Here is a 19273-nt window from a genome sequence, read left to right on the forward strand (position 1 = left end):
GACCCTGCCCACAATCGGGGCCTGTTATTCACCACCACTCACGCCCCCCAGGGCTGTTACACTTGAACCTGCCTGATCCGCGTGGTCCTGTCGGACGCAAACGCAGATAGCGCGCTCAAATGCACGCAAGAGGCTAGTTAATATATTATGATTCTACCAGAGCGCGAACATGGCGGAGATATCGATCGGGCAATCTCTCGCCATGGGGGTAATCGAGCGGGGTGGCTGGACCTGTCCACGGGCATAAATCCAACGCCCTATCCGCTGCCTGCGCTGCCGCAATCCTGCTGGACCGACCTGCCCGACCGGACTGCGTTTGCCGAACTAGAATCCGCCGCACGCGCATTCTGGGCCGTGCCGGAGGATGCGCAAATTGTCATCGCCGGGGGCGCATCGGCGCTGATCGCGGCCATGCCTGCGCTGGCACAGGGCGACACGATCCACGTTTCCACGCCGACCTATAACGAACACGCCGCCGCATTTCGTGCAGCGGGCTTTGACGTGCACGAACAGACCGAACCGCACCACACGGCCCAAACCCGCATTGTCGTTCACCCCAATAATCCCGACGGTCGGCTGCATGACCTGTCCCCGAACGGCCACCAACTGACCATCGTTGATGAAAGTTTTGCCGATGTCGGTGTGACCAGCCATGTGCATTACACCGCCCGACCGGATTTCGTGGTGCTGAAAAGCTTTGGCAAATTCTGGGGGTTAGCAGGATTGCGGTTGGGCTTTGCGATTTGTTCCGAGGAGAACGCCCGTAAGTTGCGCAACCATCTGGGACCGTGGGCCGCATCAGGCCCTGCGCTGGCTATCGGTACGGCCGCCCTGTCGGATCACGTTTGGGCCGATGAAACCCGCGCGCAACTGGCGTCGATGTCCGAACATCTGGACCGCGTGCTGAAAATGAGCGGCGCGCAGATCGTCGGCGGCACCACTCTGTTCCGCCTTTACGCGGTGGAGGATGCGTTGCAATTGCAAACCCGACTCGCACGTCAACATATCTGGAGCCGCGTGTTTGAGGATCATCCCAACTGGATCAGGTTGGGCCTGCCCGCGGATGCATCTGGCCTAGAGCGTATTGCACGAGCACTGGCGTGATCCTGACCCTTGCCCTGATACTCGACGCGGTGGTCGGAGAGCCGAACTGGCTGTGGTCGCGGGTGCCCCATCCGGCGGTTCTGCTGGGCCGTTTTGTCTCCTATCTGGAACGCCGCCTGAACAACCGCACACGGATTACGGGGGTGGCTGCGCTGGCCTGTCTTATCACTGTGGCGGGCGTGGCTGGCTGGATTCTGGCGCTGCTGCCCACGCCATTTCAGATTGTGATCGTTGCCATATTGCTGGCGCAAAACAGCCTGACCGCCCATGTGCGGGCTGTTGCACAGGGCTTGGCCGAGAGCCTGCCCGCTGGACGGCGCGCTGTGTCGATGATCGTTGGGCGCAATACGCAAACCTTGTCGGAACCGGCCATTGCCCGCGCCGCGATTGAGAGTGGCGCCGAAAACCTGTCCGACGGTGTGATCGCCCCCGCCCTGTGGTTTGCCGTCGCGGGCATACCGGGACTGCTGATTTACAAGGCGGTGAACACAGCGGACAGCATGATCGGGCACCGGTCAGAGCAGTACGAGGCATTTGGCTGGGCCTCTGCTCGGCTCGACGACCTGCTCAACCTGATTCCCGCCCGCCTGACCGGCGCATTGATCGCCACGGCCTGCCTAGCGCCCAGAGCATGGGATGTGATGCGACGGGACGCGGGCAAGCACCGCTCCCCCAATGCCGGCTGGCCAGAGGGCGCGATGGCCGGCGCGCTCAACATTCGCCTGTCCGGCCCCCGCCATTACGCCGAGGGGCCGTCCGCCGATCCGTGGCTCAACGCAACGGGTCGCGACCCGATGCGCGGCGATATCGCCCGCGCCGTTACCGCGATGTGGAGGGCATGGACCTTGTTTCTGCTGCTCTGCGCGATTGGATGGCTGCTGTAATCACGGCGCATCCATCACGCCCAAACCGGGCGCGCCCAGCGATGTTACATATAGCAAATCGCCTACTGTGATTGCCCCCGTCACAAGCGAATATTCCCCCTGTGGCGCCTGCAAAACCTCCAATATCCGACCCCCACCGTCGATCCGCATCAGGATACCTTGGTGAACAGGCTTGGGCCGAACGGCCTCGGGCAAGCGCCAGATCAGGTTGCGCAATGTCGGATAGGGGGCTAGCCGATCGGCGATTGCACGACGCGGCGAGACGATCCCCACCCAGTATGTGCCGTCGCCCTGCGCCTGAATATTGTCAGGAAAGCCGGGCAAACCGTCCAAAATGACTTCGCGTGTTCCGCTGGCCAGATCGTGCCGCCAGATACGATATTCACCGGTTTCGGCTATCAGCAGCGCATCCTGCTCCGGCGTCAGCGCGATACCGTTGGTAAAGCTGAAACCCTCGGCCACTTGGGTCAGGCCCGCATCGGTCCAGCGCAGGATATGCCCCGTGCGGCGATGCTCCCACAAATCCACTACGGATGCGGCCAAGGTGCCGCCCAGTATTTCAGGGTCATGCCTGCTGGTTGAAACGCTGAAATAGACCGAGCCATCCCGCGCAGGTGCCACCTGATTGGCATAGTTGATAGGCTGCCCCTGATAGCTATCTGCCAGAACCTGCATGCCGCTATCCTGCGTCCAGCGCAGTAACCCGCGATAGCTGTCCGCGATATACAGCGCCCCATCCGGCCCGAATTCCAACCCCAAGGGGCGCCCGCCCAGCATATCCACCTGCGACATTTGCCGCCCGTCAACGCGCCATAGGCCACTTTGCGCGCTGGTCACCCAGCCCACATCCTGTGCATCCACGGCGATATCCTCGGGCCCGTCCTGCTCGCCCATATCCAGCACGTCGATCACGGCCAAACGTTGATTTGGCGCGAATGTCCCCACCAGCCCCGGATCGGAGGAGGCGGTATAGCTGACCGGCTCAATTCCCGTTGGACGCAGGCCCAAATACCAAACAGCGACTGCAATAAATGTCGCAAAGGATAGATAACGGATGATCTGGTACATGGACGCGCCCTTGTTTTTCGAAAATCCTGCGATGAAAACGGTGGTCAGGCAAGCTTTCCTCCTTGAAACGCCGCGTCTGTAGGTCGACATGGCTAGGAAAGAAAAGGACATCACATGCATCTGGAACCCCGACCGCAGGTCATGGATTTTCTGCTGACGCGCCGCTCACGCCCGTCCAAGACGCTGACAGCCCCCGCCCCCAGCCATGACGCGCTGCGCCCGATACTTGAGGCAGCGGCCCGCACACCGGATCACGGAAAGCTGGAACCATGGCGCTTTATCGTGCTGGAGGGGGACGCCCTGACGCGACTGGCCGATCTGACCCGCACTTTGGGTGCCGCACGGGCCGAGCTGGTGGAGAAGTTGGACAAGGTAGTCCATGCCTTTGCCAGCGCCACGCAAATCGTCGCCGTGGTCGCCAGCCCAACGCCCAGCGATAAGGTGCCGCAGATTGAACAGCATCTATCCGCAGGGGCCGTTTGTCTGGCCATGGTCAACGCCGCACTGGCATCCGGCTGGGGCGCGAACTGGCTGACCGGCTGGATGGCGATGGATGCAGAGTGGCTGCAAGCTGGATTGTCTTTGAAGCAAGACGAATTCGTCGCGGGCTTCATCCATTTAGGCACCGAAACCAGCGCCCCACCGGACCGGCCCCGCCCTGACCTATCCGCAATCACACAATGGGTCGCAGAATGATTACCCCCATCCTCAAGGCGTTGGACCAACTGCCCGACCCGCGATTCCGTTATGTCTTGATCAAGGCGATTGCGATGACGCTGGGCGTATTGCTCGCCCTTTATGCGGTTGTTGGCTATCTGATCTCTGGCATTGATCCATTTTCGCTGCCATGGATTGGCACTGTCGATCCGGGCGGGTTGATGACCGGTCTGGCTATTGGCGCGGCGATGATCGCGTCGATTTTCCTGATGATCCCCGTTGCCTCGCTATGCATCGGTTTTCTGCTGGAGGATATCGCCGACGCGGTGGAGGAGGTCCACTACCCCCACCTGCCCCCCGCCACACCGCCCAGCCTCGCCGTGACGGTGCTGGATACAGTGCGTTTTTTCGGCATTCTGGTCGCGGCAAATATCTGCGCGCTGGTGATCTATATCCTCGTCGCGCCGCTGGCACCGATCATCTTCTATCTGGTGAACGGATACCTGCTGGGCCGTGAATATTTTCAGCTAGTCGCCCTGCGCCGGATGTCTGCCGAGGATGCAAAGGCTTTACGCCGCGCCAATCGGGGGCAGATTTGGGCGATGGGCGTGGCGATGGCGGTTCCGCTGTCGATCCCGTTGCTAAACCTGTTGATCCCGCTGGTCGGCGTTGCGGCCTATACGCACCTGTTTCACAGCCTGCGCGGGCGGGTCAGCACTCCGGCACGTTAACGGCTAGACCACCCTGCGAGGTTTCCTTGTACCGCGCATCCATATCGCGACCGGTTTGGCGCATGGTTTCAACGCAAGCATCGAGGCTGACCAGATGCCGCCCGTCGCCGCGCAGGGATAGCGAGGCGGCGGATACCGCCTTGATCGCGCCCAGCCCGTTCCGCTCAATACATGGTGCCTGCACCAAGCCATGGATCGGATCGCAGGTCATGCCGAGGTGATGCTCCAACGCGATCTCGGCAGCATTCTCGATCTGCTCGGACGTGCCGCCCATTACGGCGCACAGACCGGCGGCGGCCATCGCAGCGGCGGAACCGACCTCACCCTGACAGCCGACCTCTGCCCCGGAAATGGAGGCATTGGTTTTGATCAGGCCCCCAATCGCCGCAGCGGTCAGCAGGAAATCCGCGATCAGACCGCGATGCGCCCCCGGTACATGGTCCAGCCAGTAGCGGATCGTGCCGGGCAATACCCCTGCCGCGCCATTGGTCGGGGCGGTTACAACCTGCCCACCGGCGGCGTTTTCCTCGTTCACGGCCATGGCATAGACCGATAACCAGTCATTAACGGTATGCGGCGCGGCGAGGTTCAGGCCCCGCTCGTCCAGTAGCTGACGATGGATATTGCCCGCACGGCGACGCAGGTTCAAACCACCAGGCAGGATGCCATCGGTGGCGATGCCCCGCTCGATACAATCCTCCATCACGTCCCAGATGCGCTCCAAACCGCTATCCAGTTCAGCGGCAGAGCGGGTGGCCAGCTCGTTCCGGCGGGTCATCTGGGCGATGGAATGGCCGCTTTCACGCGACATGCGCAACATCTCTGCCGCGGTGCGGAACGGGTGCGGTACGCCAGCGGTGGTGGCGACATCGTCCTTACGCTCCAGTTCACGCGCGGTCATGACAAAGCCGCCGCCGACGGAATAATACGTCTCTGCCATATGCAGGTTGCCCGCATCATCCCAAGCACGCAAAACCATGCCGTTCGTATGGCCGGGTAGCAATTCGTCATAGTCAAAGATCAGATCGACATCTGGCCTATAGGCCAGATCGGGCAGCCCCTCATGCCGGATCACGCCGGTTTCGTTTAACTCGGCCAGATCCGCCTCGGCCTTATCCACCTCGAAGGTCGCAGGCGCATGGCCCAGCAAGCCCAGATGCACGGCGCGGTCGGTCGCGTGCCCCTTGCCCGTAAAGGCGAGCGAGCCGTGCAACCGTGCCTCTAACCGAGCAGGCGCGCCGGAACCGGGCACCTTTTCCGTGCCACTGCGTAGCGTTTCCAAAAAGCGGACCGCCGCAACCATTGGCCCCATCGTGTGCGAGGAGGACGGACCGACCCCGATCTTGAAGATATCAAAAACGCTTAGAAACATTGGCTACTCCCCTTAACGACTTGTACCGCGTTCCGCCGCCAGCCATCAGCCGAATACGACGCAGGCCGTCCCTATCGCGCCGCGATTATGCCGAAAAATGCTGGCGGGCGATATCCATGCTCGCCACGCCGGTCACACTCGTTAAGTTGCATGCTATGACACCCTTCGCCAACCTTGTTGAACAGCTTTCCTTTATGCCTGACGATCAGGACAGGCAGACCCTGCTGCGCCGGTATTTTGCCAATGCATCAGATCAGGACCGCGGCTGGGCGCTGGCAGTATTGGCGGGCACGTTGCAATTGCCACGGGTCAAGCCCGCATTGCTGAACGGATTGATCGAGGCGCAGGTTGATCCCGTTCTGCTAGACCTGTCCCGCGCCCATGTTGGCGATCAGGCGGAGACGATCGCTCTGCTATGGCCCGAACCGCAGGACACGACCCCGCCAGCATTGCATGAGGTAGTCACGGCGCTGTCACGGTCCAGCCGCTCGGATCAGGCGGCGATTGTGACGCGGCTGTTGAACCGATGCGATGCAACGGCGCGGTTAGTATTCATCCGGCTGTGCCTTGGCCGATTGGCCGTCAGCGTTTCGCCCGCAACCCTGCGTGCGGCGCTATCCGATGCGGCGCATCCGGTTGAGGGGATTGCCCGGCTTTGGCACCAAATGGCCCCGCCCTATGCTGCGCTGTTCACATGGCTGGATGGCGGCGCGTGGCCGAAAACCACCCCCTACGCCAGCTACAAACCTGCGATGCGCGTTGAACCGTTGACCGACGCCCTATCCCCCACCGATTACGAGGCGGAATGGCAGTGGGACGGCATCCGCGTTCAGGTCACCGTGAACGCGACCAACCGCAGGCTATACACAGCGGCGGGTGATGACATCTCAAACCAGTTTCCCGAAATCATCGACGCGATGCATTGGCACGGCACGGTCGAAGCGATGCTGCTGGTTCAAACCGGTGACGACACCCCCTCGCATGAGGAACTGCGCCGCCGGTTGCGTGCCAAGACCCCGCCGAAAAAGCCCGCAACAACCGCCATTCTGCGCCCCTATGACCTGTTGGAACAGGACGGCGAGGATTTGCGCGATCTGCCATGGCACGCCCGCCGTGACCGGTTGCTGGCAATCGTTGGGTCGCAGGCGTCTCCGTTGCTGCCCTTCACCACTTGGGCGCAGTTGGGCACCCTGCGAAACAAACCCGCAAAGGGTGCCTGCGGGGTCATGCTGAAACGTCGTGACGCGCCCTATGGCCCGACCGAAACGTGGCATAGCTGGCTGGCCGATCCGAAACTGGCGCACTGCGTCCTGCTCTCCGCGCAACGTGGGCAGGGGCGGCAAGCGGCCTATTACACCGAATTCACCTACGGCGTGTGGGATGGGGCGCAGCGTCTGATCCCGCTCGGCACGGCACAGTTTGGGGGCAGCCCGTCCGAGGCGCTCGCCCTCGACGCCTATATGCGGGACAATGCGGTCGGGCGGTTCGGGCCGGTGCGCACGGTGCAACCCGAACTGGTTTTGCAAATCAGCTACGCATCCGTCCAACACAGCACGCGGCATAAATCGGGTATCACCCTACGCCGCGCCAGTATCCAGCGTATCAAATGGCACGAGCCCATGACCGAGGCCGCCAGATTATCAGATCTACGCGCCCAGATCTGACCGCCACGACTTGATCGAGGGGGGCACTTGCACGACTGTTACGGCAACATCGTATGAATGGAGCCCCCCATGCACCGTATTGCCCACCTCGCCCTCGCCCTAACCCTGCCAGTCACGGCGGCCCTCGCGCAGGGCACACCCCCCGTTACCAACGGCACGCAATTTGGCGACTGGATGATCCAGTGTCAGGCAGTCGGCGTACAACAAACCCAGTGCAGTTTGGTGCAGGAGCTAACCCTGTCCGAAACAGGCGCGCTGGTCGCCCGTGTTTTGGTGACGGAACTACAGGGCGGTCCCGCCATTGTCGGCCATGTGCCGATTGGTGCCTACCTGCCCTCGGGCGTTGCGTATCATGTTGTTGGCGACGACACGCCACAGCGCGAGATGATCTGGCAGCGGTGCCTCGGTTCGATCTGCGAGGGCGCATTGGCGCTGGATGATGCAGAGATTGAGCGTCTAAGCGAGGGGACCATGCGCTTTGGCTATCGCCCTGCACCGGGCGCCGATCCTGTTGTGGTCAACATTCAGCTGGACGGCTTTGCCGAAGGGGTCGCCGCGATGTTCGGCGGGAACTGATACCCTCAACAAAAAGCCCCGCGCTGGCATGACACCGGCGCGGGGCTTTGGCCTAGGTCGATCAGACCATCTGTGCGACAGCGCGCCGTGTCATCACACCGATCAGATGAGCGCGATAGGCCGCGGTGCCGTGCAGATCGGCAATCATGTCATCGTCGGAATGCTTCAGCTCCTGAACCGCCGCGACCGAGAAATCAGCGGATAGCGCCTTCTCCGCCTCGGCCCAGCGGAACACGCCGTCATTGCTGGCACCGGTCACGGCAACCCGTACACCATCCGCGAATTTCGCAACGAACACCGCAACCAGCGGGAAGCGGGACGCAGGTTGCGCCATCTTCTCGTAATGGGATTTTTCGGGGATCGGGAACTTCACTGCGGTGACGATCTCGCCCTCCTCCAACGAGGTGGCGAACATGCCCTCGAAGAAGTCATCGGCCGCAATCTCACGACTATTCGTCACGATGGTCGCGCCTGATCCCAGCGCCGCCGCCGGATAGCACGCGGACGGGTCGTTATTGGCCAGACTGCCGCCAATAGTGCCACGGTTGCGCACGGATGGATCACCGATACGCCCCGCCAAATCGGCAAGGCCGGGATAGGTTTGCGCAGTCTCGGCCGCGACGGTTGCGTGTGTTGTACCGCCGCCGATCTCAACCATGCCATCGCCTGCGCGGACGAATTTCAGGCTGTCGATATGGGCCAGACTGATCAGCGTGCCCGGATCGGCCAGACGTGCCTTTAGCGTCGGAATCAGGGTTTGCCCGCCGCCCAGCGCCTGTGCCTCGCCGCTGGCCAATGCGGACACGGCCTCCTCAACGCTGGCCGCCTTTACGAAGTCAAATGCGTACATGTTTTATCTCCTGTCGGGTGAGCCCTAGGGGCCCTCTCAGAATAACGCCCCTCAACCGCAACATGGCCGAGGGGATGATGGGGGCCACACCCCCACCCAATTTACGCGCCGGATTTTGCATCCTGCATCGCGGCCCACACACGCTGCGGCGACAACGGCATATCGATATGATCAATGCCGAAATCGTTCAGCGCATCCAGAACCGCATTGACGATCGCAGGGGGCGAACCGATTGCCCCTGCCTCACCACAACCCTTAACGCCTAGCGGGTTATGGGTGCACGGCGTCTGGCAGGAATGGTCCACCGTAAACATCGGCACATCATAGGCCCGAGGCATCGCGTAATCCATGTAGGAGCCGGTCAGCAATTGGCCGTTCTCATCATAGACGCAGTTTTCCAAAACCGCCTGCCCGATACCCTGCGCAACACCGCCATGGACCTGTCCCTCAACAATCATCGGGTTGATGACGTTGCCGAAATCATCCGCCGCGCTGAACGCAACCACGTCCACCTTGCCGGTATCCGGGTCCACCTCAACCTCGCAGCAATAGCCGCCCGATGGATAGGTAAAGTTGGCCGGATCGTAGAACGAGGTTTCCTCCAGGCCCGGCTCGATATCCTCCAGCGGGTAGTTATGCGGCACATAGGCGGCAAGGCAGACATCGCCCCACGCGACCGATTTATCAGTACCCGCCACGGTGAACTGACCATTGGCGAATTCCACATCGGACTCGCTGGCCTCCATCAGGTGGCTGGCGATCTTCTTGGCCTTGGCGATGATTTTCTCGGTCGCACGCACCATGGCCGAGCCGCCCACCGCGATGGAGCGGGAGCCATAGGTGCCCATGCCCATCGGTGTGCGTGCCGTATCGCCGTGGATGATGTCGATCTGCTCCTCGGGAATGCCCAGCATATCGGCGACCACTTGGGCGAAGGACGTTTCATGCCCCTGCCCGTGGCTGTGGCTGCCGGTCATCACGCTGATCGAGCCGGTGGCGTTGACCCGCACGGTGGCGCTCTCATACAGACCAGCCCGCGCGCCAAGCTGCCCGACGAGGTTTGACGGAGCGATGCCGCAAGCCTCGATGTAATGAGCGACTCCGTAACCACGCAGCTTGCCCCGCGCGGCGCTCTCTGCCTTGCGCGCAGCGAACCCGTCGCGGTCCGAGATTTCCAGCAGCTTGTCCATCGTCGCGTGATAATCGCCGGTATCATAAGTAACAGCGACGGGCGTGTCGTAGGGGAACTGGTCCTTGTTGATGAAGTTGCGACGGCGCAGCTCCACCGGATCAATGCCCATTTCACGTGCGGCCTTATCCACCACCCGCTCCAGCTGATATGTCGCCTCTGGCCGACCGGCACCGCGATAGGCATCGACAGGCACAGTGTTGGTGAACACCGCCTTTACGTTCACATAGATCAGCGGCGTGATGTAGTTCCCCGCCATCAACGTGCCATGCAGCCATGTAGGCACTGACGGTGCGAATGTGGACAGATAGGCGCCCATATTTGCGTAGGTATCGGTGCGCAGGGCGAGGAACTTGCCGCTCTCATCCATGGCCAGCTCAATCTTGCTGACATGATCGCGGCCATGCGCGTCGGACATGAATGCCTCGGACCGGGTGCATGTCCACTTGACCGGACGCTTCAGCGCCTTGGCCGCGAAGGTACAGAACGCCTCCTCAGCGTAGTGGAAGATTTTAGTACCGAAACCGCCGCCAACATCCGGGGCAATCACGCGCAGTTTATGCTCGGGAATGCCCAGAACGAATGCACCCATCAGCAGACGGATGACATGGGGATTCTGGGACGTGGTCCACAGGGTGTGCTCGTCCTTCCACGGATCGTATTCACCAACGGCCACGCGGGGCTCCATCGGGTTGGCGATCAGGCGGTTATTGACCAGCTCCAGCGTGGTGACGTGGTGGGCATTGCGGATCGCCTCGTCCACGGCGCCCTTGTTCTCCTCAACAAAACCCCAATCGTAGCAAAGGTTCGAGGTCAGATCGTCATGCACCTTGGTCGCGCCATCCTTTAGCGCGTCCTTCATATTCACAACGGCGGGAAGTTCGGTGATGTCCGCGTCGATCAACTCCGCCGCATTTCGCGCCTGATCCAGCGTTTCAGCGACAACCACCGCGTAGGGATCGCCAACATGGCGGACCTTGCCCTCAGCCAAGACAGGGTGCTTTGGCTCCTGCATCGGTTCGCCATGCTTATCCGTGACACACCAGCCGCAGGGAACGCCGCCGACGCCCTCGAAATCCTTGGCCGTGAAAACCTTGAGCACTCCGGGCGCTGCCTCGGCCTCGGTCACGTCGATACTCTCAATCCGGCCATGCGCCAGATCGGAACGTACAAACACCGCATGGCTCTGGCCCGCGACGTTCACATCATCAGTGTATTTGCCGTTTCCTGTCAGGAACCGAAGGTCTTCGCGCCGCTTCGAGCTGGCACCGATACCGGAATCTTTAGGCATGTCATCCTCCCAGATGGTTTGCTGGGGGCGGGCCGTCTGTCGCGGCGCTCTGCCCCTGCTGGCTATCATCACGCCGGGGATGTCCCGGCGGTCATTTTATTCCGCAGCGACGGCCGAAACGTCCTGACCCGAGGCCGCCTGAATGGCCTTCACAATGTTATGGTATCCCGTGCACCGGCAGATATTGCCCTCCAGATGATCCCGGATTTCCTGCTCGGACGGGGTCGGGTTGCTGCGCAGCAGATCAGCCGCGATCATCACCATGCCCGGCGTACAGAACCCGCACTGCAATCCGTGATAGTCCTGAAATGCCTGCTGGATCGTGCCCAGCGAACCATCTGCGTTCGCCATCCCCTCGATCGTCGAAACCTCCGCACCGGCGGCATCCTCGGCAAACATGGTGCAGGATTTCACTGCAACGCCGTTTACATGCACAACGCAGGCGCCGCATTGCGAGGTATCGCAGCCGACATGGGTACCGGTCAGTTTCAGATCTTCGCGCAGGAAATTCACCAGCAATGTATTGCCCTCTGCCGGGGCGCTTACATCCTTGCCGTTTACCCGCATGGTAATGGTGGTCATTGTCTTCTCCCTGTATTGGCTACCTGTTCATCGAATCCGAACAGGCTTGCTTCTTGAATACAGTGTCGGGCGGAAAACCGTTTCTGCCAAGCCCCTGCGTCACGCAATCGCATTCCAGCCGCTTTGTTTCCATTTCGCGGACAGTTTTCTGCAAAATGCCGATCTACTCTCAATTCTGAAACCAAGTATCTGTGGGTCAACACGTCACACCCCAGAAAGAGTTGACCCTATGACCGCCCCAAAAATTCTGCTGGTTCAATCCAGCGCCCGTACAGATGCCTCCACCTCACGCCGCCTAAGCCGCGAGCTTGCCGAAACCTTTGGCGGCGATGTCACGCTGCGCGATGTTGCCCAATCGGGTGAGTTTATTGACGGAAACTGGGTCGCTGCAAACTTTACCCCAGCCGAAAATCGCAACGCCGATCAGCAGGGCCGTATGGCCAGCTCGGATACATTGGTGGCCGAATTACAGGACGCAGATATCATCGTCATCGGTATGCCGGTCTATAACTTCGGAATGCCTGCCAGCCTGAAAGCATGGATCGATCAGATCGCCCGCGCTCGCGTAACCTTTGAGTACACGGATAAAGGCCCCGTTGGCCTGTTGCAGGGTAAGCGGGCCTATGTGGTTGTCGCCTCGGGCGGCACACCTGTGCTGGGCGAAATCGACTTCGCCACGCCGCACCTGCGCTTCGTTCTGGGCTTCCTCGGGATCACAGATGTAACGATCATCAATGCGGATCAGCAGGCCGCACGCGGTGAGCAAGCCGTAACCGATGCCGAGGCACAGATCGCCGCCATCGCAGCAGCAGCCTGAACCCTATCGCCACGCTGCTGATATCGGCAGCGTGGCGAAATCCTGTTCAGCGTTGGTCAAAGCGGATTCGCACAAAACTGCCCGGTGCGGGTTCAATCACGCCCAGCTTCTGCCCCGGCTCCCGCGCCTTGACCATACGGCCCGAATGGCTGGCCAACCACGGTGCCCAATCCTGCCACCACGATCCGGGATGCTCCTGCGTTTTCAGCATCCATTCATCCAGCGTCGCGGGCTCCAGATCCTCATTCACCCAGTACTGGTACTTTTCAGCGGCGGGCGGATTGACCACGCCCGCAATATGGCCCGATCCGGCCAGTACAAACCGCACATCCGCCTTCGTCATCATGCCCGCACCGCGATAGACGGAATGGGCGGGCGCGATGTGATCCTCACGAGTGGCAACATGATATACGGGGCCGGTAATATCGGCGAGGCTGACGACCTCACCCTTGACCGGCAATTCCCCCTTAACGAAGGCATTGTTGCGGTAGAATGTCTCCAGATAGAAATGGTGCACCCGTGCAGGCATCGCGGTGCTGTCCGCGTTCCAGTACAGCAGGTCGAACGGGAACGGGTCCTTGCCCAGCATGTAGTTATTGACCACATAGCCCCAGATCAGATCGGCAGAGCGCAGCATGTTAAAGGCTGATGCCATCTTCTCCGCTGGCAGGTACCCCTTCTCCATCTCCGCATCTACGGCGTCGATTGTCTTGTCATCGACAAAGACCTGCAACTCACCCGCATCTGCGAAATCCAGTTGCGCCGTGAACAAGGTGGCAGAGGCGATGCGCGTGTCCTTCTTCTTACCCGCATGGGCCAGAATGCTGCCAACCATGGTGCCGCCAATGCAATAGGACGCCAAGTTCAGCTTTTTCTGACCGGTTTCCTTTAGCGCGGCATCCATCGCGTCGCTCAACGCATCCATATAGCTGTCCCAAGTCTCCGCCGCCTGACGTTCATCGGGATTAACCCAGGACACCATAAAGACGGTGAAACCCTGCGCCACCAGCCACTTCATCATGCTCTTCTTCTCGTTCAGATCGAGCACATAATATTTGTTGATCCATGGCGGAATGAACATCAGCGGCTTTGCGTGCACCTGTTCCGTCGTCGGGGCGTATTGGATCAGTTGCAGCACGTTGTTCTGATACACAACCGATCCGGGGGAAATCGCCATATCGCGACCAACCTCGAATGCATCCATATCGGTCTGGCGGATGATCAGCTCACCCTTGCCGCGCTCCATGTCCTGCAACATCATTTTCAGACCACGGACAAGGTTTTGACCCTTTTGCGCGGCTGTCGCCTCCAACACCTCGGGGTTCAGGGCAAAGAAGTTCGAAGGGCTCATCGCCTCGACAAAGGTGCGGGTATAGAACTCGATCTTCTTGCGTTCCTGCGGCGGCAGATCGCCAACGGAATGCGCCGTGCCCTGTAGATAGCTGGAGGTCAGCAGGTAGGATTGCTTGAGGTAATCGAACAGGACGTTTTCCGACCACTGCTCATGCTTGAATCGCTTGTCGCTGCGGGCGGGTTCCACCATCGGCTCGGTAGCATCACCCAGCCAGCGCGACCATGCGCCCTGCCACAGATCGGCCTGTGCCTGCCACCACGCCATTGTGGCGGCGGTCAGTTCCTGCGGGTTATCGGCCAGAACCTTGGCGAAATTCGTAAAAGAGGGCAGCGTGTTGAGTGGATCAATCCGCGTCGGGTGTTCGGACTTTGCCGCCTGCGCCCCCAGAAAGGTTGACCAGATCTCTGCGCTGGTCTCAGAAACTTGTGCCATATTCTGGGTAAATTCGGCGCTTTCAGCCATCCATGCTTCCATGGCGTCCCGATCACTCATCAGCTTCCTCCGTTATGCATCGCCTTGCGCCACTATACGGGGCTAGCCAGATGCTTTAGCTGTTAGACTAGACTGAAACAAAGCTGCGGCAACACCCCATGCGTATACTTTCCATAATGCCTCTAATTGCCCTGTGTGGCTGCACTTTTGGTGAGGCCGCAGGCATGTATGACGTTCCCGACGACATACCGGTTGCGCTGGCCGATGCGCCTGCACCACAGCTGTTAACGCAGGAACAGATCGCCGCGCGTAACCGTGCGCCGCTCAGCGATGGGGATGTGGCCAATGAACAGGATGCCGCCACCGCGTTGCGCGCGCGGGCCGATGCCATCACGCAGGAACAGGCCGCATTGCTAGAGGTACGCGCCGGAAACCTGCGCAACGCCGCTGGTGCCTTGGCCGCAAACGAACCCGGCCTGTCCGCCAATGCCCGCGCCCTACTGGCACGCGCGGCACGATTGCGCGCGCGCGCGTCCTGATACCGGCTGATACTGGGCGCCAAACTGGACGATTGGCCCCCACCACCCTACTTGCGCCTGATAGTTGAGCCATAGCAGCGGAGCCCTTGGATGGACACGATGGTACTATTGATGAGCGACCCAGCCAACTGGGCGGCTTTACTGACCTTGATCGTAATGGAGGTCGTGCTGGGCATCGACAACCTGCTGTTCATCTCGATCATCACAAACAAATTGCCCGAGGCGCAGCGACGCCGCGCGCGCAACCTGGGCATCGGGCTGGCCCTGTTCATGCGGCTGTTCCTGCTGGCCGGGATTGCATGGATCGTCGGCTTGGTTGAGCCCGTCTTTGCGCTGTTCGACCACAGCTTTTCATGGAAGGACATCATCCTGATCGCAGGCGGCACCTTCCTCGTATGGAAGGCGACAAAGGAAATCCATCACCACGTTGACCCCGATCCAGAGGGCGACATGATGGTGGGTAAGGCTGTGACCATGACGCTGGGTGCGGCAATCGTGCAAATCCTCGTGCTGGATCTGGTCTTTTCCATCGACTCGATCATCACGGCGGTTGGGATGACGCCCCATGTGCCGATCATGGTTGTCGCTGTGATCTTTGCTGTGACCTGCATGCTGTTGCTGGCCTCGCCGCTATCCGCCTTTATCAACAAGAACCCGACCGTGGTGATGTTGGCGCTCGGCTTTTTGCTGATGATCGGAACAACCTTGGTGGCCGAGGGCTTCCACGTGAAAATCCCCAAGGGCTATATCTACGCCGCAATGGCCTTTGCCGGCCTGATTGAGGGGCTGAACCTGCTGGCGCGCCGACGCAAGACAAAGGGCACCTGATCAGGTTCACGCAACAGTAACTGGTGGGTCGGCGGCGGTCACGTTATCCTGACGCCGCCCCTATCGGAGAGTTCCATGCAGCCCAGCCATCCAGTGACCCGCGACCTCGTACTGATTGGCGGCGGGCACTCACACGCGCTGGTTCTACGCAAATGGGGCATGGCGCCCCTACCCGGTGTGCGCGTCACCCTGATTTCCCCGCAACCAACCGCGCCCTATACCGGCATGCTGCCCGGCCATGTCGCGGGCCATTACAGCCGTCAGGCGCTGGATATCGACCTGATGCGCCTTGCCCGCTTTGCCGGTGCGCGTGTGGTCTTGCAGCCTGCTATCGGTCTGGACCGTGATGCGCGGCGGGTGATTGTGCCGGAGCGCGCACCCATCGCCTATGACGCGCTGTCCATCAATGTAGGGATCAGCGCAACCCTGCCCACCCTCGCCGGATTTTCCGATTACGCGGTACCGGCCAAGCCATTGGGCCAATTTGCCGACCGCTGGGCGCAATTCGTGGCCGATGTTGAATCCGGCAAAATGCTGCCGAAAATCGCAATTATCGGCGCAGGCGTTGCGGGAGCGGAACTGGCCCTGTCCATGCATCACCGTCTGCGCGCCCACAAACCCCAGATCACGATACTTGAGGCGCAGGACGCCCTGAAAAGCACTGGCGCCCGTGCGCGTGCCGCGATCAAAAAACATCTGGACCGTGCAGGCATCGTGATCCAAGAGGGCGCGCAAGTTCAGCAAATCACCGCCGACAGCGTTCTGACCAGCACGGGGGCGGTACACTCAAACTTCACCGTCGGGGCCGCCGGTGCGACACCGCAGGACTGGATCGCGCAAACCGACCTGCCGCTGACGGACGGATTTATCAATGTCGGCCCGCACCTGAACAGCCCAGCCGACCCGACCATCTTTGCCGGTGGCGATTGTGCGCATATGCTGCACGCCCCCCGTGAAAAAGCCGGCGTTTTCGCCGTGCGTCAGGCACCGTATCTCTACGACAACCTGCGTGCCACGCTTAGCGGCGGGCGCTTGCGGAGCTATAAACCGCAGGCGGATTACCTAAAGCTCATCAGCCTTGGCACGAAACAGGCGGTGGTGGATTGGCACGGACTGGCCCCGACGGGCGCACTGGCATGGCGGTGGAAGGATCACATCGACACCACCTTCATGCGTAAATTTGACGACCTGCCCCCGATGAACACCCCCGCACAGCCGCCAAAGCTGGCAGCGCAGGGCGTGGCGGAACTGATCGCCGCGCAACCCATGTGCGGTGGCTGCGGGGCCAAGGTCGGAGCCGCCACCCTGCGCAACCAGATCAGCGCCCTGCCCGCCCCGCATCGCAGCGACGTGGCTGAGGGCGCAGGTGACGACGCGGCATTACTACATCACGGCACAGGATTTCAGACCTTCACCACCGACCATTTTCGCGCCTTTATCGATGACCCATGGCTGCTGACGCGGATTGCGGCGCTGCATGCGCTAGGCGATGTATGGGCGATGGGCGGGCAACCACAGGCCGCGTTGAGCCAGATCATCCTGCCCCGCATGGCAGAAACCGTGCAGGCCGATACGCTGCGCGAAATCATGGACGCCGCCACGATGACATTGCGAGAGGCAGGGGCCGACCTTGTCGGTGGCCATACCTCGCTAGGTGCGGAAATGACGGTAGGGTTCAGCATTACCGGTTTAGTCGACCACCCCATTCGCCTCAGCGGTGCGCAGGCAGGGGATGCGCTGATCCTGACCAAGCCATTGGGCACCGGAACCATCCTTGCCGCTGATATGCAGGCACAGGCCCCCGGCCACGCGGTTGCGGCGGCGCTGGCCTCCATGTCGCACAGCTCCGCACAGGCGGCGGCGATTCTAGCGCCCGTTGCCCATGCGATGACGGATGTGACGGGATTTGGGCTGGCCGGACACCTGTTTGGCATCCTCGACCTGTGCAATCTATCGGCAGATATCAGCGACATCCCGCTGCTGCGCGGCGCGCAGGAACTGGCCGCCGCCGGTCACCGCTCCTCACTCTTTCCGCAAAACACGATGCGCATAGCCGAGGTGACAGGCCCCGCCGGTCCGATAAAGGATCTGTTGTTCGACCCCCAAACCTCGGGCGGGATGCTGGCAGCAGTACCTGCGGATAGGGCTAGCGATATTCTGCGCGCCCTACAGGATGCCGGTTACCCTGCGCGCCAAATCGGCACGCTGTCCAACGGTCCCAGCCAAATCAGGTTGCAGTAATCCGCGTGGCGATTGCGGCGACGTCACGCACCGTTTCCGCGATTCCCGCATCATCCAACCGCTCAACAGACAGCTCATGCACCTGCACGTCACTGCGCGCACGCTGTCTGCTATAGGCCGCATCATAGTGATCCTGCATCAACGCCGCCGCCAACCCGCGCAGCGCACCGGATGCTGCCAGCTGTCGCCAATTCTGCAACACCTCATAGCTGTGCAACCCCTGCAAGCGGTCAATGATGCCGTCCAGACGCGTGGGGTCTGCAACGATATCGCTATAGGCACGGGTCAGGTAATCGGCGCGTTCATCCAACGGCGCGGAGAGCTGAATACGCGGCGCGCCCTGCATAGCCTTCCACAGGGTTGGCGGCACCAGCAATTGCCCGATCTTGCTCGATTCAGCCTCAACCATTACGGGGCGGCTTGGGTCCAGCGCGGAAAAAGCGTCCATCAGGGCCGTCTCAAACGCCTTCTGGCTGGGCTGGGGTGCATCGACAAACCCGCCAAAGACCGAGCCGCGATGCCGCGCCAGCCCCTCCAGATCGACAACCTGCACATGCGGATCGTCCATTGATTTGAGGATATCCGTCTTGGCACAGCCCGTATTTCCGTCCAGCAACACCAATTTCCACGGAAACGTGTCCTCATATAACGTCTTGCTAACCAGCCGCCGATAGGTGCGATAACCACCCTCCAGCACCTCAGCCCGCCAGCCGATTTGCTTGAGGATCAGTCCCATCGAGCCGGACCGCTGCCCACCACGCCAGCAATAAACCAGCGGTCGATAGCTGCCCGGTTTATCCGCGAAATAGGCGTCGATATGGTCGGCAACATTGCGCGAAACCAGCGCCGCACCCAGCTTTCGTGCCTCTAACCGACTGGTTTGCACGTAAATCGTGCCCACCACGGCCCGTTGCTCATCAGATAGAACCGGCAGGTTGATGGCACCGGGCAGATGATCCTCCGCAAACTCGGATGGGGACCGCACGTCGATGATATCATCGAAACCGGCAGCCTTAAGATCAGCGATGGAGGTGATTGGAAATGTCATGCCCTGACATAGCTGACCCCTTGACCGGTGTGAAGCAAATGCGAAC

General features: G+C 60.9%; 17 protein-coding genes. 10 read left to right on the top strand and 7 right to left on the bottom strand.

The window, feature by feature from the left end; translation table 11 throughout:
* Positions 1-147: 147 nt before the first annotated feature.
* Both CR254_RS01925 and cbiB read left to right on the top strand, forming a co-directional pair.
* Positions 148-1104, top strand: coding sequence for a threonine-phosphate decarboxylase (locus tag CR254_RS01925; RefSeq protein WP_097928115.1), 957 nt, complete (start codon positions 148-150; stop codon positions 1102-1104).
* Entirely contained in the window at positions 1101-1988 is an 888-nt protein-coding gene (gene cbiB, locus CR254_RS01930; RefSeq protein WP_097928116.1) for an adenosylcobinamide-phosphate synthase CbiB, read from the top strand. Before CR254_RS01925 ends, cbiB begins: the two co-directional genes overlap by 4 nt.
* Here the strand turns inward: cbiB and CR254_RS01935 are convergent, their stop codons facing one another.
* A complete protein-coding gene (locus CR254_RS01935) occupies positions 1989-3056 on the bottom strand; it encodes an SMP-30/gluconolactonase/LRE family protein (protein WP_180955857.1) in 1068 nt (355 codons plus the stop codon). It abuts the gene before it with no gap.
* Between the two features lie 114 nt (positions 3057-3170).
* On the opposite strand from CR254_RS01935, the gene CR254_RS01940 reads away from it, so the two are divergent.
* Both CR254_RS01940 and CR254_RS01945 read left to right on the top strand, forming a co-directional pair.
* Positions 3171-3752 carry a nitroreductase family protein gene (locus tag CR254_RS01940; RefSeq protein WP_097928118.1) on the top strand — a complete coding sequence of 194 codons (582 nt, stop codon included), beginning with the start codon at positions 3171-3173 and terminating at the stop codon, positions 3750-3752.
* Entirely contained in the window at positions 3749-4444 is a 696-nt protein-coding gene (locus CR254_RS01945; RefSeq protein WP_097928119.1) for an EI24 domain-containing protein, read from the top strand. The genes CR254_RS01940 and CR254_RS01945 overlap by 4 nt, the downstream gene beginning before the upstream one ends.
* On the opposite strand, the gene CR254_RS01950 is transcribed toward CR254_RS01945, so the two are convergent.
* A complete protein-coding gene (locus CR254_RS01950; protein WP_097928120.1) occupies positions 4425-5816 on the bottom strand; it encodes an L-serine ammonia-lyase in 1392 nt (463 codons plus the stop codon). The genes CR254_RS01945 and CR254_RS01950 overlap by 20 nt on opposite strands.
* Positions 5817-5971: 155 nt before the next feature.
* Between CR254_RS01950 and CR254_RS01955 the strand changes: the two genes are divergently transcribed.
* Both CR254_RS01955 and CR254_RS01960 read left to right on the top strand, forming a co-directional pair.
* Positions 5972-7480, top strand: coding sequence for a cisplatin damage response ATP-dependent DNA ligase (locus tag CR254_RS01955; protein WP_180955858.1), 1509 nt, complete (start codon positions 5972-5974; stop codon positions 7478-7480).
* A 69-nt stretch (positions 7481-7549) separates the two neighbouring features.
* Positions 7550-8056, top strand: a complete 507-nt coding sequence (locus CR254_RS01960; RefSeq protein ID WP_180955859.1) for an invasion associated locus B family protein — start codon at positions 7550-7552, stop codon at positions 8054-8056.
* A gap of 61 nt (positions 8057-8117) precedes the next feature.
* On the opposite strand, the gene CR254_RS01965 is transcribed toward CR254_RS01960, so the two are convergent.
* The 3 genes from CR254_RS01965 to CR254_RS01975 all read right to left on the bottom strand — a co-directional run bounded on the left by CR254_RS01965 (position 8118) and on the right by CR254_RS01975 (position 11968).
* The gene (locus tag CR254_RS01965) at positions 8118-8906 is read right to left on the bottom strand and encodes an FAD binding domain-containing protein (protein WP_097928123.1); all 789 of its coding nucleotides are present in this window, start codon (positions 8904-8906) and stop codon (positions 8118-8120) included.
* 101 nt (positions 8907-9007) lie between these two features.
* On the bottom strand, positions 9008-11386 hold the full coding sequence (locus CR254_RS01970) for a xanthine dehydrogenase family protein molybdopterin-binding subunit (protein WP_097928124.1): 2379 nt from the start codon (positions 11384-11386) through the stop codon (positions 9008-9010).
* Between the two features lie 96 nt (positions 11387-11482).
* Positions 11483-11968: a (2Fe-2S)-binding protein gene (locus tag CR254_RS01975; protein WP_097928125.1), complete on the bottom strand. Its 486-nt coding sequence runs from the start codon at positions 11966-11968 to the stop codon at positions 11483-11485.
* A 229-nt stretch (positions 11969-12197) separates the two neighbouring features.
* Between CR254_RS01975 and CR254_RS01980 the strand changes: the two genes are divergently transcribed.
* The gene (locus tag CR254_RS01980; RefSeq protein WP_097928126.1) at positions 12198-12785 is read left to right on the top strand and encodes an FMN-dependent NADH-azoreductase; all 588 of its coding nucleotides are present in this window, start codon (positions 12198-12200) and stop codon (positions 12783-12785) included.
* Between the two features lie 46 nt (positions 12786-12831).
* Here the strand turns inward: CR254_RS01980 and CR254_RS01985 are convergent, their stop codons facing one another.
* Complete coding sequence (locus tag CR254_RS01985; protein ID WP_097928127.1) at positions 12832-14631, bottom strand: PHA/PHB synthase family protein; 1800 nt, start codon at positions 14629-14631, stop codon at positions 12832-12834.
* A 164-nt stretch (positions 14632-14795) separates the two neighbouring features.
* Between CR254_RS01985 and CR254_RS01990 the strand changes: the two genes are divergently transcribed.
* The 3 genes from CR254_RS01990 to CR254_RS02000 all read left to right on the top strand — a co-directional run bounded on the left by CR254_RS01990 (position 14796) and on the right by CR254_RS02000 (position 18179).
* Complete coding sequence (locus CR254_RS01990) at positions 14796-15110, top strand: hypothetical protein (RefSeq protein ID WP_097928128.1); 315 nt, start codon at positions 14796-14798, stop codon at positions 15108-15110.
* Positions 15111-15200: 90 nt separating this feature from the next.
* A complete protein-coding gene (locus CR254_RS01995) occupies positions 15201-15938 on the top strand; it encodes a TerC family protein (protein WP_097928129.1) in 738 nt (245 codons plus the stop codon).
* A gap of 75 nt (positions 15939-16013) precedes the next feature.
* Entirely contained in the window at positions 16014-18179 is a 2166-nt protein-coding gene (locus CR254_RS02000; RefSeq protein ID WP_097928130.1) for a selenide, water dikinase SelD, read from the top strand.
* Here CR254_RS02000 and mnmH read toward each other — a convergent pair.
* Positions 18166-19227 (bottom strand): tRNA 2-selenouridine(34) synthase MnmH, encoded by a 1062-nt coding sequence (gene mnmH / locus CR254_RS02005; protein ID WP_097928131.1) that lies wholly within the window; start codon positions 19225-19227, stop codon positions 18166-18168. The two genes, CR254_RS02000 and mnmH, sit on opposite strands and share 14 nt — an antisense overlap.
* Between the last annotated feature and the right edge of the window lie 46 nt (positions 19228-19273).

The sequence above is a fragment of the Pontivivens marinum genome, from assembly GCF_900231835.1.
Classification (GTDB): domain Bacteria; phylum Pseudomonadota; class Alphaproteobacteria; order Rhodobacterales; family Rhodobacteraceae; genus Pontivivens; species Pontivivens marinum.

Excerpts from the sequence above, each read along its gene's own strand:
- CR254_RS01925 (WP_097928115.1), top strand. The coding sequence starts at position 148 with ATGATTCTACCAGAGCGCGAACATGGCGGAGATATCGATCGGGCAATC.
- CR254_RS01935 (WP_180955857.1), bottom strand. The coding sequence starts at position 3,056 with ATGTACCAGATCATCCGTTATCTATCCTTTGCGACATTTATTGCAGTC.
- CR254_RS01940 (WP_097928118.1), top strand. The coding sequence starts at position 3,171 with ATGCATCTGGAACCCCGACCGCAGGTCATGGATTTTCTGCTGACGCGC.
- CR254_RS01945 (WP_097928119.1), top strand. The coding sequence starts at position 3,749 with ATGATTACCCCCATCCTCAAGGCGTTGGACCAACTGCCCGACCCGCGA.
- CR254_RS01950 (WP_097928120.1), bottom strand. The coding sequence starts at position 5,816 with ATGTTTCTAAGCGTTTTTGATATCTTCAAGATCGGGGTCGGTCCGTCC.
- CR254_RS01955 (WP_180955858.1), top strand. The coding sequence starts at position 5,972 with ATGACACCCTTCGCCAACCTTGTTGAACAGCTTTCCTTTATGCCTGAC.
- CR254_RS01960 (WP_180955859.1), top strand. The coding sequence starts at position 7,550 with ATGCACCGTATTGCCCACCTCGCCCTCGCCCTAACCCTGCCAGTCACG.
- CR254_RS01965 (WP_097928123.1), bottom strand. The coding sequence starts at position 8,906 with ATGTACGCATTTGACTTCGTAAAGGCGGCCAGCGTTGAGGAGGCCGTG.
- CR254_RS01970 (WP_097928124.1), bottom strand. The coding sequence starts at position 11,386 with ATGCCTAAAGATTCCGGTATCGGTGCCAGCTCGAAGCGGCGCGAAGAC.
- CR254_RS01975 (WP_097928125.1), bottom strand. The coding sequence starts at position 11,968 with ATGACCACCATTACCATGCGGGTAAACGGCAAGGATGTAAGCGCCCCG.
- CR254_RS01980 (WP_097928126.1), top strand. The coding sequence starts at position 12,198 with ATGACCGCCCCAAAAATTCTGCTGGTTCAATCCAGCGCCCGTACAGAT.
- CR254_RS01985 (WP_097928127.1), bottom strand. The coding sequence starts at position 14,631 with ATGAGTGATCGGGACGCCATGGAAGCATGGATGGCTGAAAGCGCCGAA.
- CR254_RS01990 (WP_097928128.1), top strand. The coding sequence starts at position 14,796 with ATGTATGACGTTCCCGACGACATACCGGTTGCGCTGGCCGATGCGCCT.
- CR254_RS01995 (WP_097928129.1), top strand. The coding sequence starts at position 15,201 with ATGGACACGATGGTACTATTGATGAGCGACCCAGCCAACTGGGCGGCT.
- CR254_RS02000 (WP_097928130.1), top strand. The coding sequence starts at position 16,014 with ATGCAGCCCAGCCATCCAGTGACCCGCGACCTCGTACTGATTGGCGGC.
- mnmH (WP_097928131.1), bottom strand. The coding sequence starts at position 19,227 with ATGACATTTCCAATCACCTCCATCGCTGATCTTAAGGCTGCCGGTTTC.